We start from the raw sequence: 15,708 nt of genomic DNA on the forward strand, positions 1-15,708 counted from the left end.
CCCGTTCGAGATACCGCAGCCACGCATGGCGTGGCGCTACCCTGCACTTGAGAGGACAGTGAGATGGTTGCCAGCCCCCCCACCGATATCCGCGCCCAGGCGCTGGCCTGCCGCCACGCGGCGCAGCAGCTGGCGCAGCTGACGTCCAGCGCCAAGGCCGCGTTGCTGGAGGCCATGGCAGACGCGCTGGCGGCCGATGCGGCGCTCATCCTGGCGGCCAACGCGCGTGACGTGTCCGCCGCGCGCGAGAAAGGCACCGGCACCGCCATGCTCGACCGTCTGGCACTGAACCCCGCACGCCTGGACGGCATCGCCGCCGCGCTGCGCGAGGTGGCCGCGCTGCCCGATCCGGTCGGCGGCGTCACCCGTGACGACGTGCGCCCCAATGGCATCCGCGTGCAGAAGGTGCGCGTGCCGCTGGGCGTGATCGCCATGATCTACGAGGCCCGCCCGAACGTCACCGCCGATGCCGCGGCACTGTGCATCAAGGCCGGCAACGGCGTGATCCTCCGCGGCGGCTCGGAAGCCATCCACTCCAACACCGCCATCGCCGCCTCGCTCAAGCGCGCGCTGCGCGCGGCCGGCGTGGCCGATGCCGCGCTCACGCTGGTGGAAGACCTGCGCCGCGAGACGATGCTGGAGCTGCTGCAGCTCAACGACCTGGTCGACCTGGCCATCCCGCGCGGCGGCGAAGGCCTGATCCGCTTCGTCGCCGAGCACGCGCGCGTGCCGGTGATCAAGCACTACAAGGGCGTGTGCCACCTGTACGTGGACCGCGCCGCCCATCTGCAGCGAGCGCTCGCGTTGCTGGTGGACGGCAAGTGCAGCCGCCCGTCGGCCTGCAATTCGCTGGAGACGTTGCTGGTGCACGCCGACATCGCCGAGGCCTTCCTGCCGATGGCCGCCGAGGCGCTGGGCGCGCGCGCCGTGGCGGTGCGCGCCGATGCACGGGCCCGCCGCTGGATGCCCGATGCCGGCGCGGCCACTGACGAGGACTACGCCGCCGAATACCTGGACCTGGTCATCGCCGTCGCGGTGGTGGACGACCTGGACCATGCGCTGGCGCACATCCAGCAGTACAGCTCGGACCACACCGAGGTGATCGCCACCGAGGACGCGCAGGCCGCCGAGCGCTTCGTGCACGCGCTGCGTTCGGCGGTGGTGATGGTCAACGCGTCCTCGCGTTTCTCCGACGGCGGCGAGCTCGGCCTCGGCGCGGAGATCGGCATCTCCACCACGCGCCTGCACGCCTACGGCCCGATGGGCCTGGAAGCCCTCACCGTCGAGCGCTTCGTCGTGCGCGGCGAAGGCCAGACCCGCGCATGACCGGCCCTGCCGGCCGCTGCAAAAATGCCCCACCAGGTAGTGCCGGCCGCTGGCCGGCAACCCAGCCAACCGACCCACCCGGTAGGGGCGGGCCCGGGGCCGGTCCTCCCCTTCCCCCCCGCACCCGTGCCCGGCCCCGGCCGGGGCCCGCCACCCCAACACCCCCCCGACCGCGCGCCCGCCCCGCGGCCGGCACAACCTATGCGTCGGGGTGACCCGCTGCCGGCCAGCGGCCGGCACTACCGTCGCGGCATTACCACTGGTCTTCCAGCTTCTGCGGCTTGCACGCCACCCACGAGGCGGTCAGCAGCACCAGCGCGCAGCACACCAGGAACCCGAAGGGCAGGTACCACGCGCCGCTGATCGCATGCAGCCAGCCGAACAGGAACGGCCCCAGGCAGCTGAAGGCATAGCCCACGCCCTGCATGAAGCCGGACAGCGCCGCCGAGCCGGCCGGGGTGCGCGTCCGCAGGTTGATCAGGGTCAGTGCCAGCGGGAAGGTGGACGGACCGATGCCCAGCAGCACCGCCCACAGCAGCGGCGCCTTCATCGGCGCGAACAGCAGCCCCGCAAAGGCGATCAGGAACGCGCTGAAGCCGATCAGCACCAGCGCGAAGGGGTTGCGCAGGCGCACGGCCAGGGCCGGCATGGTCAGCGACGGCAGCAGGCCGCAGGCGGCAAACACCGCCACCATGATGCCGCCGAAGGCTGGCGTCGCCCCGGCTTCCACCACGATCCGCGGCAGCCAGGTGAACATCGAATAGGTCATCAACGAGGTCATGCCGAACATCAGCGTCATGCCCCAGCCCAGCGGCGTGCGCCACACCTTGCCGTGCGGCTGTGCAGCCGGATCGGCGGCGGTGTCCAGCGGGTCCGGGTGCGGCCGGCGGCGGGCCAGCATCATCCACGGCAGCGCGGCCGCCAGCGCCAGGATCGACCAGATCCCCAGCGACACGCGCCAGCCGGCCGATTCGGCCAGCGGCACCGCCAGCAGCGCCGGCATCATCGTGCCCACCTGCAGCACCGTGATGTACAGCGTGCTGACCGTGCCCACGCGGTTGGCGAAGTAGCGCTTCACCAGCGGCGGCACCACCACGTTGCCGATGCCCATGCCCGCCAGCGCCACGATCGAGCCGAACAGCAGGCTGCCGATGCCGCCGGCCATCGAGCGCAGCAGCAGGCCCACCGTGGCCAGGCCCATCGCCAGCAGCGCGGTGCGCTCCAGCCCGATGCGGCGGGCCACCATCGGCGTGGTGACGCCGAACAACGCGAACGAGGCGGTGGGCAGCATCCCCAGCACGCCGGTCATGGTGGTGCCAAAGCCGAAGGTGGTGCCCAGCAGGTCCAGCAGCGGCGTGACCGAGGTGACCGCGGTGCGCAGGTTGAGCGCGGCCAGCAGGATCGCGGCGAAGGCCAGCACGCGGCCGCGAAGCAGCGGCGTGGCAGGGGAGGCGGGTGAGGTCATGGCGTGGATCTCGAGCAGGTGGCGCGATCACGGTGGGGGCCGGATGTGCGGAAACGCCGCCGCCGGCGCGAAGCCGGTGGCCACGTGGATTCAATGGCAGGGATGGGGCAGGGCGCGCGCATCCCGAAGCCGGGCATTGTACCTGCGGTGCATGAACGCGTTGTGGCTTGTGCATCGCGGTTGCGGACACAAAAAAGCCCGGAGGACATGTGTCTTCCAGGCTTCAATGTGACCATCAAGTGGTCGGGGAGACAGGATTCGAACCTGCGACCTCTACGTCCCGAACGTAGCGCTCTACCAGACTGAGCTACACCCCGAAGGAGCCGCCAAGAATACGGTGTGAAGGCCGTATCGGCAACTCTTTTTTACAGTTTCAGCGCTGTTCGTTGTCCAGCCGGCTGCTCTCGCGGGCTTCGAACCACATGCCGTTGAGGATGGCCACCACCGAGGCGAGGCCGGCGCCGAGGATCCAGGCGAAATACCACATGGTCAATCTCCTTGATGCGGGGGGAGGCGCCGGCGCGGGGCCGGCGCCCGGGGGATCAATACGCGTTGGGGTTGTCGCCCATTTCCTCGGCGGTCGTCTTGCCCTTCATGACCCGGTACACCCACGTGGTGTAGGCCAGGACGATCGGCAGGAAGATGGCCGTGGCGATGAGCATGATCCACAACGTGAGGTGGCTGGAGGAGCTGTCCCAGACGGTCAGGCTGGAGCCGGGCTGGCTGGAGGAGGGCAGCAGGAACGGGAAGATCGCAAAGCCGACGGTGAGGATGATGCCGGCGATGGACGCCCCCGAGGCGATGAAGGCCAGGCCGCCGCGACGGGCGCGCAGCAGCACCGCGCTGGCCAGGGCACCCAGCAGGCCGATGATCGGGAACACCACGGTGGCCGGCATGCTGGCGTAGTTGCGCAGCCAGCCGCCGGCGGCAGTGCCCAGGGCCGCGGTCTTGAGCAGCGGGTTGGTCGGGCCGTCGGTGACCACCTGCGAGGTGATCTGGTAGCCGGGCAGGCCGAAGGCCACCCAGGCACCGGCCGCGGCGAACAGCACGCAGCTCACGATGGCCGCGACGCTGCCGTAGCGCGCCGAACGTTCGGCCACCGGGCCGTCGGTCTTGATCACCAGCATCGCCGCACCGTGGGAGATCAGCATGGCCACGCTGACCAGGCCGGCCAGCAGCGCGAACGGGTTGAGCAGGCCGAAGAACGAACCGGTGTAGGTCACCCGCAGGGTGTCATCGAAGTGGAACGGCACGCCGACCAGCACGTTGCCCACGGCGACACCGGCGATCAGGCCCGGCAGCAGGCCGCCCACGAACAGCACCCGGTCCCAGTTGTCGCGCCAGCGCTTGGACGGCATCTTGCTGCGGTACTTGAAACCGACCGGGCGCAGGATCAGCCCGAACAGCATCACAAACACCGCCAGGTAGAAGCCGGAGAAGCTGACCGCGTACAGCGGCGGCCACGCGGCGAAGATCGCCCCGCCGCCGAGCACCAGCCAAACCTGGTTGCCTTCCCAGACCGGGCCGACGGTGTTGATCACCAGCCGGCGTTCTTCGTCGGTGCGGGCCACGAACGGCAGCAGGGTGCCGACGCCGAGGTCGAAACCGTCCATGACCGCCCAGCCGACCAGCAGGATGCCGAGCAGCAGCCACCAGATCACGCGGAGCGTGGTGTAATCAAGTGCAATGAATTCCATCTGGATTCTCCTGCCTCAGGCTTGGCCGGGGGCGGCGGCAATGGGGGATACGGGGCGGATGTCGGCCTGCAGCGTGGGCAGGATTTCCTCCGGGCCCTTGCGGATCGCCTTGAGCATCAGCTTGACCTCGATCACCAGCAGCACCGTGTACAACGCGGTGAATACCGCCAGGGTGGTCAGGATTTCATGCAGCGCCAGGCCCGAGGCCGCATAGAAGGTGGGCAGCACGCCATCCACGGCCCACGGCTGGCGACCGTACTCGGCCACGAACCAGCCGCACTCGATCGCAATCCACGGCGCCGGCAGCGACCACACGGCCAGCTTGAGGAACCAGCGCTTGTCCTGGAAGTTGTGGCGGCAGGAGAAGTAGAAGGCCAGGGCGAAGAAGGCGATCAGGTAGAAGCCCAGCCCGGCCATGATGCGGAAGGTCCAGAACAGCGGGGCCACGCGCGGCACGGTATCCATGGCCGCCTTGGAAATTTCCTCCGGGGTGGCGTTGAGGATGTCCTCGCGATACCGCTTCAGCAGCAGGCCATGGCCCAGATCCTGCCAGTGGCGGTCGAACATCTCGCGGGCTTCCAGATCGTTCTTGTCCTTCTTCACCCGCTCCAGCGCACCGTAGGCCAGCTGGCCACCGCGGATGCGGTGCTCGGCGCGGTCCACCAGTTCCAGGATGCCCGGGATCGGCTGGTCCAGCGACCGGGTGGCGATCAGGCCCATCAGGTAGGGAATCTTGATCGCGTAGTCGTTGGTGTGGGTGGTCTGGTTGGGGATGCCGAAGGCGGTGAAATCGGCCGGGGCGCGCTCGGTTTCCCACATCGCCTCGATCGCGGCCAGCTTCATCTTCTGGTGTTCGCTGGCGGCATACCCGCTCTCGTCACCAAGCACCACCACCGACAGCGAGGACAGCAGGCCGAAGGCCGCGGCCACCGCGAAGGAGCGGCGGGCCATGTCCTTGAACTTGCCACGCAGCAGGTACAGCGCGCTGATGGACATGACAAACACCGCACCGGTCACATAGCCGGCGCTCACGGTGTGCACGAACTTGGCCTGCGCCACCGGGTTGAACAGCACTGCGGCGAAGTCCACCACTTCCATGCGCATGGTTTCCGGGTTGAACACCGCGCCGGTCGGGTTCTGCATCCAGCCGTTGGCGATCAGGATCCACACCGCCGACAGGTTGGTGCCGAGCGCCATGAACCAGGTCACGGCCAGATGCTTCACCGGGGTCAGGCGCTTCCAGCCAAAGAAGAACAGGCCGATCAGCGTGGCTTCCAGGAAGAAGGCCATCAGCCCCTCGATGGCCAGCGGCGCGCCGAAGATATCGCCCACGTAGTGGCTGTAGTAGGACCAGTTCATGCCGAACTGGAATTCCATCACCAGGCCGGTGGCCACGCCGATGGCGAAGTTGATGCCGAACAACGTGCCCCAGAACAGGGTCATCTGCCGCCAGACCTGTTTGCGGGTCATGACGTACACGCTCTCCATGATGGCCACCATGAAGGACAGGCCAAGGGTGAGCGGGACGAATAGGAAGTGGTACATCGCGGTCAGGGCGAATTGCAGCCGTGACAGTTCTACGACTGTCTGATCGATCATGGCCTGGCTACCTCGTGGGTTATGCCGTATCAGGTGGCGGGAAGGGGGTCTACGGAGTGAATTCTGTGACCAGCAACTTCAAACAGCCTTGATTCAGATCAATGTACACGCGGTCTTTCCGGGGAATCGTATGCCATCGGGGGGCACACTGCGACCGCTTGCCGCATGGGGGGCATCCCGGCACCCCCTACAATCGACGGGAACATCCTTGTGGCCGCCAGTGAACTGTCTTGAGCATACCCCCCGACGCTTCCGTTGTTGAGACCGCCGCGTTGCGCCGCCGCCGGCTGCATTGGCTGGGCGGGCTGGGGCAGGCGGCACGCGGGCGGCAGCGGCTGGCGGCGCTGTGTATCTGCGCCTCCGGTGCGCTGCTGATCGTGCAGGCGGCGGCCATCGCCCGGCTGATCCAGGCGGTGCTGGTGGCGCAGCGGCCGCTGGCCGAGGCCACGCCGGTGCTGCTGGGCCTGCTGGCGGTGCTGGTGGTGCGTGCCGGGCTGGGCAGCCTGACCGCGCTGGCGGCCGGCGACGTGGCCGATGCGGCCCGGCTGGCATTGCGTGAACGGGTCTACCGGCGGCTGCTGGGGCAGGGGCCGCTGTGGATGCGGCAGCGCCGCAGCGGCGAGCTGGGCGAGCTGATGCTCACCCATGCCGATGCGATCGAGAATTATTACGCTGGCTACCAGCCGGTGCGGATCGAAGTGGTGGTGGTGCCGCTGCTGATTGCCCTGGCCGTGGCCTGGACCGACTGGGTGGTGGCGCTGATCCTGGTGTTCACCGCGCCGCTGGTGCCGTTCTTCATGATGCTGGTCGGGTGGGGCGCCGAAGCGGCCGGGCGCGCCCAGCTGGGTGAGCTGGCGCGGATGAGCGGCCACTTCGCCGACCGGATCAAGGGCCTGGGCCTGCTGCGCCTGTATGGGCGCGGCGAGGCAGAGCTCGATGGCGTGGCCGCCGCCGCCGAAGGCGTGCGCGAGCGCACCATGAAAGTGCTGCGGATCGCGTTCCTGTCCTCGACCGTGCTGGAGTTTTTTGCCTCGGTGAGCGTGGCCATGGTGGCCCTTTACCTCGGCCTGAGCTACCTGGGGCTGATGGCCCTGCATGCGCAGGTGCCGACGCTGGGCGTGGGCATGTTCTGCCTGCTGCTGGCCCCGGAATTCTATGCGCCACTGCGCCGCCTGGCCGCGCATTACCACGACCGCGCCAACGCGCTGGCTGCGGCGGCCGAGGTGGAGCGCCTGCTCGGCGAACTCCCCGAGGCTGCGGCCGCGCCGGAGAGCCTGGCCGCGCCGCTGCGTGCGCCGGAACTGTTGGAGCAGCACGCCCCGCCGGTGATCGTCCGCGACCTGGTGCTGCGCCCGCTGGGCGCGCAGCACGATGTGATCCAGACGCTTTCCTTCCAGTTGGAGGCCGGCCAGCGGCTGGCGCTGGTGGGCCCCAGCGGCAGCGGCAAGAGCACGCTGCTGGAGGCGCTGGCCGGTTGGCTGCCGCCGCAGTCGGGCAGCATCGTGCTGCGCCCGGGCCTGGAAGTGGGGTATGCGGGGCAGCGCCCGCACCTGTTCCACGGCAGCATTGCCGACAACCTGCGCCTGGCCGATCCGGGGGCCACCGACGCACGGCTGCGCGCGGTGGCCGAGGCCGCGCAGGTGATGCGTTTTGCCGCCGCGCTGCCCGATGGGCTGGACACCGTGATCGGCGAGCGTGGCTTCGGCCTGTCCGGTGGCGAGGCACGACGCATCGGGCTGGCGCGATTGCTGCTGCGCGACCCGCAGTTGCTGCTGCTCGATGAACCCACCGCCTTCCTCGATGCCGATACCGAGGCCGACCTGCTGCGCACCCTGGCCGCCTTCGCGCGGGGCCGCAGCGTGGTCATTGCCACCCACAGCGAGGCCGCGATGCGCTGGGCCGATACCCGTCTGACCCTCACCCCAACCGGCGTGGCCGCGCATGCGCAGGTGACGGCATGAGCGCCGTTCCACGCGATGCGCTGCGCAGCGTGTTCCGCCGCCACCGTGGCCGCCTGCTGCTCACGGTGATCCTGCTGTGGACCACCATGCTGGCCGGCACGGCGCTGCTGGGGCTGTCCGGCGGCTTCCTGACCGCCGCCGCGCTGGCCGGTGCGGCCGGGTTGGGCAGCGGCTTCAATTTCTTCTCGCCCTCGGCCGGCATCCGCGGGCTGACCATGGCCCGCATCGCCTCGCGCTACTTCGAAAAACTGGTCGGCCACGATGTCACCCTGCGCATCGCCCGCGACCTGCGCGTGTGGTTCTTCCGGCGCGCGCTGCCGCTGGCACCGGCACGCCTGGCCGGCGTGCGTACCGGTGAGTTGCTGACCCGGTTGCTGTCGGACATCGGTGAGGTGGACGGCCTGCTGGTGCGGGCGATCGGCCCGCTGCTGGCGCTGGGCGGCATCTCGCTGGTGGCGGTGGCCTCGGCCGCGGTGATCCATCCCCCGGCGGCGGCCGTGCTGGCCGTGCTGGCACTGGTGATCGGCGTCGGTGTGCCGTGGCTCACCGTGCGTGGTGCGGCCGGGCAGGAAGCCGATCGCGCGCTGCACCGCTCGCAGTTGCGCGCGCAGTCCTTCGAGGGCCTGGACGGCGCCGCCGACCTGACCGCCCTGCAGGCGCGCGAGCACTGGAACCTGCGCGTGCTGGTGGCGGCCAAGCAGCTGAAATCACGCGACCGACGCCGGCGCCTGCGCCTGATCGGCGGCAATGCCGTGCACGGTCTGTGTGCGGCGGTGGGCCTGGTGTCGATGCTTTGGCTGGCCCTGCATGCGTTCCAGACCGGGGCGATCGACGCGGCGATGGCGGCCGCGCTGGTGTTCCTCACCGTGGCGCTGCTGGAGCTGTGGGCGGGCATCGGCCTGGCCTGGCAGGCCTGGTTGTCCGGCCGGGTGGCCGCGCAGCGCCTGGAGCAGATCGTGGACCAGGCACCGGGCGTGGCGGAGCCGGCGCACCCGGTACCGGTGCCGCTGGAGGCGGCCACGCTCGCCGTGGAGCATGGGGTGTTCCAGTGGCCCGGCCAGGCCCGTCGGCTGCTGGACGGGGTGCACCTGCAGTTGCGGCCCGGCGAGCGCATCGCCATCGGCGGCGACAGCGGCTGCGGCAAGACCACGCTGTCCTCGCTGCTGCTGCGCCTGTGGGACCCGGCCAGCGGCTACGTGCGTTACGGCGGCATCGACATCCGCCAGTTCGAGCAGGCCCGATGGCACCGCCAGATCGCCTGGTTGCCGCAGAACGCGCCGGTGTTTGCCGGCAGCATCGCCGACAACCTGCGCCTCGGCGATCCGCAGGCCAGCGAGGCGCAGCTGTGGTCGGTGCTGGCCGATGTGCGGCTGCAGGAGTGGGCCACGCAGGTCGGCGGGCTCGACGCGTGGGTGGGCGAAAACGGCGCCACGATGTCGGCTGGCCAGGCACGCCGCCTGGCACTGGCACGCGCGCTGTTGCGGCAGGCACCGATCCTGCTGCTGGATGAGCCCACCGAAGGCCTGGACGTGGATACCGCGCATGCGCTGCTGCATGACCTGGTGGCCGCGTTGGGGCCGCGCAGCCTGGTGATGATCACCCATGACGTGCTGCCCGACGGCATCGTGCATCGCCATCTCCGCTTGCGTGACGGGCGCCTGGATGACGCCATGTCCTGAGGGGCGCAACCGGCCCCGGTAACGCAGTTGCGCCGCCTTCCGGCCAACGATCTGCACGCGGGGACCGTTTTTTCACACCCCTTCCACGTCCCCCAACTGCAACTGAAAGCCTTTCCGGAGGCTGGGCAAAACCCCGCTATATTCCGGGTTCCCCAGAAGAAAGGAGGGAGTGCAATGTTCCTGACCAAGCAGCAAATGACGATGGCCCGTACGCTCGGTGTGGCGATTGTCGCCACCGTGGGCCTCAGCTCCTGTGCCACCTACAAAGACGAATTCGCCACGATCAACTCACGCCTCGACCAGCTCGACGTGAAGGTCCAGGGCGCGGCCCAGAGCGCAGAATCGGCCAACCAGTCCGCCCAGCAGGCCAACCAGCGCCTGGATCAGATTGAAGGCCGCGTCCAGCAGCTGGAACAGGCACCCCGCCGCAAGCCGCGCGGCTGATCGCTTCTGAGCCGTGGCAACACCGTTTTGGTTTGACGACCGGTGGCCGTTACCGGCCACCGGTTTCGTTCAGCCGGTAATGCCTGCAGACACAGGCTTCGTACCGAGGAATCGTCCTATCCGTACTTACGCATCCCCTGCCTTCCGCGCCGTCAGTGCCGCGCTGGCCATCGCGCTGGCGCTGGCCGGCACCGGCGCGGCCAGTGCCAAGGACGCCGATCCGCAGAAAGCGGCCGCCGTCGATGAGCTGCCGCCCGGCCAGGAAGTATCCAATACCGTGATTGAACTGGCCGGCTGGGTCGTGGCCAGCAAGGACAGCCAGGGCTATCCCTTCGCGATCATGGACAAGGCCGCGGCCCAGATCCTGGTGTTTGGCGGCGATGGCCGCCTGCGTGGCGCCGCACCCGCCTTGTTCGGCTCGGCCACCGGCGATCATTCCGCGCCCGGCGTGGCCGGCCTTGCGCTCCGCGCGATTCCCGGCCGCGACCGCACCACCCCGGCAGGGCGTTTCGTGGGCGGCTACGGCCCCTCGATCGACGCCGGACGCGTGCTGTGGATGGACTACGAGTCCGCTGTGTCCATCCACCCCACGCCGCCCGGCACCCCGGCCGAGAAGCGCGCCGAGCGGCTTGCCTCCGCGACGCCGGATGACAACCGCGTCACCCACGGCTGCATCAACGTGTCCGACGAATTCTACGAGCGCATCGTCCATTCCACCTTCGAACGCGGTGGCGTGTTCTACGTGTTGCCGGACAAGGCCTCGATTGCCGAGACCTTCCCGGAATTCGCCAAGAGCCGCGCGACCGCGCAGGACGCCGAAGGCAAGAGCGCGCGCTCCGCGCAGAAGTAATCGGCCCGGTTTGCCGCCGCCCGCGCCTGGACGGCAGCGGGCGTGGGTCCGGGCACGTGCGAGCGCACGCGCTGACGCGGATCAGCCCCGCAACAGGCGCCGGCCTGCCGCCACATGGTGCAGCGCGGCCGCTTCGTCGAGCATGATCAGGTCGTCGATGTCTTCCCCTTCGCGCTCGTCGTCCTCCATCGCGTCCCACTCCTCGCGGTCCAGCACCTCATCCACCAGGCGGGCCACGGTCGAGGCCGGCGCGGCGGGCGTGAGGGGCGCATCGTTGACCATCACATAGCCCGAGCAATGCCGTGCCTGGAAGCCCTCGGCGGACGCCAGCGACAGCCAGGCGCCGCGCCCGGACAGCAGCGTATCGGTCTGCACCGCGCCGCCCACATACGTGGTGCTGTCGGCCAGTTCGGCAATAACGGCCTCGCTGGCGACCAGGTCGCCGCTGACCAGCAGGTGCTGGTCATGGCCGATGATCACCTGGCGGCAGCGCAGATCGCCCAGCACGATCAGCGCGCCCTGATCGTGCTGGCCGGTGGCGACCACGATGTTGCCGTCCACCTCCAGATCGCCATCGACCACGACGAAGGGCGCGCTCGGCCGCCATGCCGTGGCCGTTGCGCCGTTGAATGCCGACAGGATCGTCCAGTCGTCGCTGATCGAAAGCAGCTGCAGGGCCAGTTCCCGGGTCGCGCCGGCAGGCAGCCGGGTCAGCAGTGCACGTGCATCGGTGTGTGTAGACATTCCATTGTTCCTGAGAGGTTGTGATCGAAACGATGCGGCGCTCGAGTCGAGCGAGGGGGCGGGAACGCTCGCTAGGGATGACCGCGTGGCGCATTGCTTGCCTCTATCGTATCGCGACCAGCGAATGAGCAGCTGTGCCCATTGCAACGTGTTCCCGTGGGTAAACGCCCCATACAGGCCCGCGCTGCAACTCGGCACTGCATCCTGTCGGCGCGTGACCAATGCCGGGGCGATATCGAGACGTTCCACGGCGCACGCGATGTGTGGGGCGTGCGCATGAAGGGGCAGATGCGGCACGGGGGAGGATTGAATGTAGCTATCAAACGCGTGCTGCGAATAATCAGGGGGATCCAGCCGGAAGGAATGGTTTGACGTAATTGTCTGATTATTCGTGCGATCCCGGCGATAAGGCGTCGAGCGGCTCCTCAACTTGGCACCCGTCTGTGATGGGATGGATGTTGACTCAGAAGCAGAGGTGAATGCTTTCCTTCAGCCTCGGGTCTCCGACGTTGATGACGCTCCCATCTTGAGGGACATCGCTTCTCGTCAGACGTGCTGCCATTCGTACGCCGCAAATGGAATGGACTACCTAAGCCAAGAAAGGACTTTCTGATGCGTCTAGTGCTTGTTGGATTGATCGTAGGCGTTTACATGGTTTCAACTTCGTTCTCCGCAAAGGCTGTCGAGTCTTTCGAGTGCAATGACTGCAATCTGGGTAAACGCCAAAGCATTGCCAGGGAAGGGGGGGCTGGAGACTACTATTTTTGGGATTTCACCGGACGTCGCATGCATCACATGAAGGTGACGGGGACTGGCGTGCCGATCAGGTCTTCACTGGGTCCGGCTGCCGGACTCAGCGTCAAGGAAGTGTTGTTGAGTGGAGAGGAACAGGCGATGTTCAACGACGGGCTGCAGTTGCACGACGCCAATGGTGGCTCGATTGTCGTTGATGGGATCCCACAGGCGCTGGACCTTGCTCTGACGTTTGGGGATACAGGCTCGCCAGTCGCAGTGCTGAACGTGAAAGGCGATTCCGCCAGCGCCAAGAATTCCTATCCAATGAATGCGATGGATGCTGTCACTACCCCGACGCTGCGGGAACAAGCAATCCACAACACTTTTACCAACGCAAATTTGGGGCCGGCTGGCTACACGTATGAAGCGGTCCGGGTCTTCCTATCTGCGTTCACCCAGGCAGTGAACGTCACCAAGCTTCCTACGCCGTTCATCGTGAAGAACCAACTTCAATTTCCCGATGGCTCGTACATTATCGTTAGCTACTCCTTCGCCGACCGTGCCTACAAGTACGTCCCGGGTTCGGCACGGGATGCAGTCGGCAACGTCATCCCTGATGCTCAGAAGGATGTGGCAAATGACGAAAAGGGGCAGCAGAACTACGATTTTCCTGCTACGCCCGCTGGCGTGGCATCTGGTGGGGATATGATCCACCACCTTGACCAACTGGGAGTGAGATGGGTCGGCGGGGCCGGTGGCCCTCCTGTTTATGTAGGCTATCGAGTTGCCTGCTCGTACACGCCATCAGGCGTTCTATGTCAGATTTTCTCTCTGAGCCCTTAGGATAATTCGGACAAATGCAGGGAAACGGAATACTCTTTCGCGCGTTTTTGGTGCTGGTACTTTCTGCGGGCGTTTGGATGCAGGTTGGCCTGTCGATCGGCCGGGGCACGCAGGGCGCCTTCATGTGGCCTTACATATTGCCATCGCTGATTTTCATTGCCCTGATCATGCGTTATCGGGTCCGCGTCAGGCGTTGCCCGGCGTTTCCCACCAAGGCCAGGACGATGCTCCTCCTCACGGCGGCGTGGATTTCATGCGCGGCGGGAGTTCTCCTATCCTTGAGCCCGATTTAGCAAGAAATGCGCAGGCGGTCCGGACTTGTGTCCCTTTGTACCCTGCGTGGGAGGCATGCGGGCACTCGCGCCGACGGCGAACGCACTGCATTTTTCGCTTAGTGCGGGCAGCCAACAAGACGCCGTGACAATGCGCCCGACGAAAGTGCTTGAAGTTCTCGGTCTCCAAAGCCCTCGCCATTCAGGCGAGGGCAACCCTGTCAGGCTGCTCGCGCCGACGCGATGGATTCTGTTGTGGATCCACAGGCCGCTGCGGCGCTCTGTGCGCGACCCTCCTGCCTGACGCCTCTACCGGGGAACATGTTGCAGCAGCCAGGCCAGCGCGCCGACGTTGACCACCACCACCCCCCAGAACATCGCTTGGAACGAGGCTTTGCGATTCTTGTGGCGCAGCACCGATTGCGCGACCAGGGCGCCCGGCCAGCCCCCGATCAAGGCAAGCAGTTGCAGGGTTTTCTCGGCGGTACGTTGACGGCCGTCCTGCGCAGCCTTCTTGTCGTGCCGGTAGAACAGGAAGGCCACTGCGCTCGCCGCCAGATACGTTGCAGGCAGCCACATCGGCCAGTGCTTCCAGGCCGTCAGAGCGGCTAGCCCCACAAGGAACAGCAGTGCGATGGACTTGCGGGGGAAACTGCCGCGTTCCTTCCGCTCGCCAGCGGGCGTGTTGCGCGTGCCGCCGCGCTGCAGCGCAAAGCGCACCTGGACCGCGTTCCAGCGTCCCTGCGCATCGCGTTCGACCGCATACGTCACAACGTCGCCAAGCACCGGCCGCCGGTCACGGGCCGCAAATGCACGGATATGCACGAAGCAACGCTCACCCCCACCATGGGGCTGTACGAAGCCGAAGCCGCGTGCGTCGTCCCACTCACTGAGCTTTCCCTGCAGTCGCATGGCTGTCCCTAGAGCGTGGAAAGGAACTCGCCCACCGCCGGCCCAAACCGCGCAAAGTCGACCAGGAACGCATCGTGGCCCTGCGGCGAATCCAGGCCGATGAACCGCGCGTCCGCACCGCCGGCGCGCAGGCCGTCGGCGATCTGCTGTTGCTGCTGCACCGGGAACAGGATGTCGGTGTTGGCGCCGATGGCCAGCGCCTTGTCCACGCGGATCTTGGCCAGCCCGGCCAGCACGTCGCCGTCGGCGTATTCGGCCAGGTCGAACCAGTCCATCGAGCGGCTCAGGTAGAGGTAGCAGTTGGGGTCGAAGAAGCGCACGAAGCGCCGCGCATGGCCTTCCAGGTAGCTTTCCACCTGGAACTCCAGGCCGAACGGATCATCGTCGGCCTGGTCCGAATCCAGCCGCACGCGGCCGAAGCGGCCATCCCATTCCAGCGCGGAGCGATAGGTGATCACGCCCAGCTTGCGCGCCATGCGCATGCCCGATTCGGGGTAGCTGGCTTCGCTGTAGCGCCCGCCGTCCCACTTCGGGTCCAGACGGATCGCCTCGCGCTGCAGCGAGCGGATCGCGATGGAGAACGGCAGGGCCTGCGCGCTGCCGGAGATGTTGATGTGACTGCGCGCGATGCCCGGGTGCAGCAGCAACAGCGCCAGCGCGGTCATGCCGCCCATCGAGTTGCCGATCACGCAGGCCAGCCGGGTGATGCCCAGTGCGCGGACCACCTCGACCGCCGCGCGCGCACCGTCTTCGATGGACAGTTCGGGGAACTGCAGGCGGTACAGCGCGCCGGTAGCCGGATCGATCGTGGCCGGGCCGGTGGAGCCCTTGCAGCTGCCCAGCGAGTTCACGCAGATCACGAACCAGCGCCCGGTGTCGATGGCCTTGCCCGGGCCGAGCATGCCTTCCCACCAGCCGGCGGCCGGATTGTCGGCGTTGGCGGCAGCGTGCGCATCGGGCGAGAGCCCGGTGACGATCAGGATCGCGTTGCCGGCGTCGGCATCCAGCGTGCCCCAGGTTTCATAGGCGACGTGCCCGCCGATCAGCTCGCCGCCGCGCTTGAACGGGAACGGCGAGGGCAGGGCGTGGTAGCGGGTGCCGGGGGGAATGAATTCAGTCATGCGGCCAGTTTAGCCGGGTCCGGGGAATGCGCCGTGCCAGCCACGGCACGCTGCATCGCA

13 protein-coding genes and 1 tRNA gene are annotated in these 15,708 nt (G+C 67.6%); 6 read left to right on the top strand and 8 right to left on the bottom strand.

Annotated elements, in window-relative coordinates:
- The first annotated feature begins 63 nt into the window (after positions 1-63).
- Positions 64-1,326 carry a glutamate-5-semialdehyde dehydrogenase gene (locus RSA25_RS05010; protein WP_332807807.1) on the top strand — a complete coding sequence of 421 codons (1,263 nt, stop codon included), beginning with the start codon at positions 64-66 and terminating at the stop codon, positions 1,324-1,326.
- 253 nt (positions 1,327-1,579) lie between these two features.
- Here the strand turns inward: RSA25_RS05010 and RSA25_RS05015 are convergent, their stop codons facing one another.
- The 5 genes from RSA25_RS05015 to RSA25_RS05035 form a co-directional block, all read right to left on the bottom strand.
- On the bottom strand, positions 1,580-2,791 hold the full coding sequence (locus RSA25_RS05015) for an MFS transporter (RefSeq protein WP_332807808.1): 1,212 nt from the start codon (positions 2,789-2,791) through the stop codon (positions 1,580-1,582).
- A gap of 240 nt (positions 2,792-3,031) precedes the next feature.
- Positions 3,032-3,108 (bottom strand) — tRNA-Pro (locus RSA25_RS05020).
- 56 nt (positions 3,109-3,164) lie between these two features.
- Positions 3,165-3,278: a cytochrome bd-I oxidase subunit CydX gene (gene cydX, locus RSA25_RS05025; protein ID WP_332807809.1), complete on the bottom strand. Its 114-nt coding sequence runs from the start codon at positions 3,276-3,278 to the stop codon at positions 3,165-3,167.
- 55 nt (positions 3,279-3,333) lie between these two features.
- Positions 3,334-4,488 (bottom strand): cytochrome d ubiquinol oxidase subunit II, encoded by a 1,155-nt coding sequence (gene cydB, locus RSA25_RS05030; protein WP_332807810.1) that lies wholly within the window; start codon positions 4,486-4,488, stop codon positions 3,334-3,336.
- 15 nt (positions 4,489-4,503) lie between these two features.
- Positions 4,504-6,087 carry a cytochrome ubiquinol oxidase subunit I gene (locus RSA25_RS05035; RefSeq protein ID WP_332807811.1) on the bottom strand — a complete coding sequence of 528 codons (1,584 nt, stop codon included), beginning with the start codon at positions 6,085-6,087 and terminating at the stop codon, positions 4,504-4,506.
- A 272-nt stretch (positions 6,088-6,359) separates the two neighbouring features.
- Here RSA25_RS05035 and cydD point away from each other — a divergent pair, with 272 nt between their 5' ends.
- The 4 genes from cydD (at position 6,360) to RSA25_RS05055 (ending at position 11,021) form a co-directional block, all read left to right on the top strand.
- Entirely contained in the window at positions 6,360-8,048 is a 1,689-nt protein-coding gene (gene cydD, locus RSA25_RS05040; protein ID WP_332807837.1) for a thiol reductant ABC exporter subunit CydD, read from the top strand.
- The gene (cydC, locus tag RSA25_RS05045; RefSeq protein WP_332807812.1) at positions 8,045-9,727 is read left to right on the top strand and encodes a thiol reductant ABC exporter subunit CydC; all 1,683 of its coding nucleotides are present in this window, start codon (positions 8,045-8,047) and stop codon (positions 9,725-9,727) included. Before cydD ends, cydC begins: the two co-directional genes overlap by 4 nt.
- Before the next feature lie 174 nt (positions 9,728-9,901).
- The gene (locus RSA25_RS05050; RefSeq protein ID WP_332807813.1) at positions 9,902-10,171 is read left to right on the top strand and encodes a hypothetical protein; all 270 of its coding nucleotides are present in this window, start codon (positions 9,902-9,904) and stop codon (positions 10,169-10,171) included.
- 169 nt (positions 10,172-10,340) lie between these two features.
- Complete coding sequence (locus RSA25_RS05055) at positions 10,341-11,021, top strand: hypothetical protein (protein WP_332807838.1); 681 nt, start codon at positions 10,341-10,343, stop codon at positions 11,019-11,021.
- 81 nt (positions 11,022-11,102) lie between these two features.
- Here RSA25_RS05055 and RSA25_RS05060 read toward each other — a convergent pair whose 3' ends face one another.
- Positions 11,103-11,765 (bottom strand): hypothetical protein, encoded by a 663-nt coding sequence (locus RSA25_RS05060; RefSeq protein WP_332807814.1) that lies wholly within the window; start codon positions 11,763-11,765, stop codon positions 11,103-11,105.
- 612 nt (positions 11,766-12,377) lie between these two features.
- Here RSA25_RS05060 and RSA25_RS05065 point away from each other — a divergent pair.
- Positions 12,378-13,343: a hypothetical protein gene (locus tag RSA25_RS05065; protein ID WP_332807815.1), complete on the top strand. Its 966-nt coding sequence runs from the start codon at positions 12,378-12,380 to the stop codon at positions 13,341-13,343.
- Between the two features lie 581 nt (positions 13,344-13,924).
- On the opposite strand, the gene RSA25_RS05070 is transcribed toward RSA25_RS05065, so the two are convergent.
- Both RSA25_RS05070 and RSA25_RS05075 read right to left on the bottom strand, forming a co-directional pair.
- Complete coding sequence (locus tag RSA25_RS05070; protein WP_332807816.1) at positions 13,925-14,527, bottom strand: cold shock and DUF1294 domain-containing protein; 603 nt, start codon at positions 14,525-14,527, stop codon at positions 13,925-13,927.
- 8 nt (positions 14,528-14,535) lie between these two features.
- Entirely contained in the window at positions 14,536-15,648 is a 1,113-nt protein-coding gene (locus RSA25_RS05075; RefSeq protein WP_332807817.1) for a homoserine O-acetyltransferase, read from the bottom strand.
- Positions 15,649-15,708 lie beyond the last annotated feature (60 nt).

The sequence above is a fragment of the Stenotrophomonas sp. genome, assembly GCF_036662295.1.
In the GTDB taxonomy this organism is placed as follows: Bacteria; Pseudomonadota; Gammaproteobacteria; order Xanthomonadales; family Xanthomonadaceae; genus Stenotrophomonas.